This is a genomic window from Orientia chuto str. Dubai, from assembly GCF_000964595.1.
Taxonomy (GTDB): domain Bacteria; phylum Pseudomonadota; class Alphaproteobacteria; order Rickettsiales; family Rickettsiaceae; genus Orientia; species Orientia mediorientalis.
This window is the reverse complement of record NZ_LANP01000047.1, coordinates 1-2,070: the sequence shown is the minus strand read 5'-3', so window position 1 is coordinate 2,070 and position 2,070 is coordinate 1. Positions and strand designations below refer to the sequence as shown.

At 33.5% G+C, this 2,070-nt stretch carries 2 protein-coding genes and 1 pseudogene; all 3 read left to right on the top strand.

Annotated elements, in window-relative coordinates; all coding sequences use genetic code 11:
• Nucleotides 1–323 (top strand): annotated as a pseudogene (locus OCHUTO_RS06100) (conjugal transfer protein TraG N-terminal domain-containing protein); the annotation flags it as partial.
• Nucleotides 304–1,500, top strand: coding sequence for a hypothetical protein (locus tag OCHUTO_RS04765; protein ID WP_052694670.1), 1,197 nt, complete (start codon nucleotides 304–306; stop codon nucleotides 1,498–1,500). The pseudogene OCHUTO_RS06100 and the gene OCHUTO_RS04765, both read left to right, overlap by 20 nt.
• Before the next feature lie 7 nt (nucleotides 1,501–1,507).
• Nucleotides 1,508–2,070: tetratricopeptide repeat protein (locus OCHUTO_RS04760; protein WP_045797631.1), on the top strand; the 563-nt coding region annotated here is incomplete at its 3' end.

The window sequence follows — 2,070 nt, the reverse complement described above, 5'->3', positions numbered from 1 at the left end:
TTTGGGTAGCAAGTTGGCCAGTATTTTTTACAATTATTCATTGTTTAGGAATGATTAGCTTAGCAAATAAATCTGGGGCCCTTGGTGGCAGTTATGGTTTAAACATTCTGTCGCAAGGAAGCTTTGCAGAAATGATATTACACAGCTATGCAACATTTCAGATGCTATTAGCCTCTATACCAATGATATCTTGGGCAGTACTAAAAGCTTGTGCTCATGCTACAGCTAACCTAGCTGGACAATTTTCTCCAATACCTGTTGCTAGCAGCTTAGGATCAAATGTAGTTGATAATAACTTGAACCTTGATAACTATAAGCAATAGAACCATTGCTCAGCAAAATTTTGCTCCTTCTTTAAATGAGAGTATTGGAAACATGTATGATGGTGGCAGAGGAGTTACTACAACAGCAGATGGTCGGCAAATTATAGCTGAAAACGTAGATTCATTAGTAAATAACTACCGATCTTCTGCGCTGCTACAATCTGGCTATCAAAACCAGTTTATGCGTTCACAAAGCTTCCTTGACTCATTAACAAAAAGAGAAAGCGAGCTTGTTTCAACAGGAAACTCCATGGCTATGGAAATAGGTCAAAGATTGAGTCACGATGAAGCTAAATCTATAGGCCTCACTGATAGCGAATCCCAAGCCCTGCAAGTCGTGAGTTCAGATGGCATAGCTACTACTGAACATACAGGTAGTAGTCATAGTAAAAGCAGTGGCACTAGCGCTAGTGTTGGTGTTGACAAGTTTGGATTTAACAGTAGAGTTTTAGGAAATCAAAACAATGAAGTAACCCAAGGCAACTCAGCGAATCAGCAACAATCATATAGTGAAGCATTATTAAAAATTCAGAGTGCAGTAAGAGAAGGAAGATTTAATGTCACAGATAGCAAAGTACAGTCATTAAGCGAAAATCTTAATGCGAACCTGTCTGAACAACAATCGATAGGACAAGAGATAGCTAAAACTAAGCAAGAAATGGAGCAACTTAGTCATAGTATTAATTATGTATCTCACAACTCTGCTATTATCGATCGTAATATTAATGAGCTTGTATTAAATGAAATTATTAATCAAATACCAGAAGTAAACAGCAAAGAACAAGCTGCTCGATGGGCTAGAGATCACTCAGATGAAGCAGAAAAAATTGCTTTTAAAGTTGCTCAAATTAATGATGCAGTTCCTCAAGATTTGAATCACGATATTGATGGTATTTCTAGTAAGCAAGATTTACAAAACGCTTTTGAGGAAAAAATCGATAATTTAAGAAATCAAGCTAGCAATAATATCAAAATGCATATAGAACAACAGAGCAGTATAACTGATACTGAAAAAGTAGAGCATCTTAATAGAATTTCTGATAGTATTAAAAATAAGGCTCAAAAGATCGAGAAGGAATTTGATAATATCTCTAATTCAGCAGTTATTCTTGTAGGAAAAGAAGCAGTAGAAGCAGGTAAAGAGGTATTAGAAGCAGTTATAAATAAAAAAGATTAGAGATCATATGAAATTTATTAAAAATATAATAACAGCTATTTTAATACTGTTAAATGCATCTATTGCAGCAGAACAGCAGCAAATAATGCAACAGGATAAAGATAGTACTCTTCTAGCTAAAGAATATTCTAATATTGGTAGTTCTTTCCTGAAATTAAAAAAATATCAGGAAGCAATAGAAAATTTTGATATTGCTATCAAGTATGATCCAAGTTATGCATCGGCATATAATAGCAAAGGAATAGCTTTAGATATTTTAGGTAAAACTTCTGAAGCAATTAAGTATTATGATACTGCTATTAAATACAAATCTAATTTTGTAGAAGCATATAATAATAAAGCTGTGTCTTATAGAAAACTTGGAAAAAATAAAGAAGCTATAATGCTTTGCGATACAGCAATTAAATACAAACCTAACTACGCAGAAGCATATAATAACAAAGGAGCTTCCTTAAATGACTTGGGAAAGTATGAAGATGCAATAGAAAATTTTAATATTGCTATTAAGTATAAACCTAATAATCCTGAGGCTTATTATAACAAGGGCATAGCTTTAATGAATTTATGGTA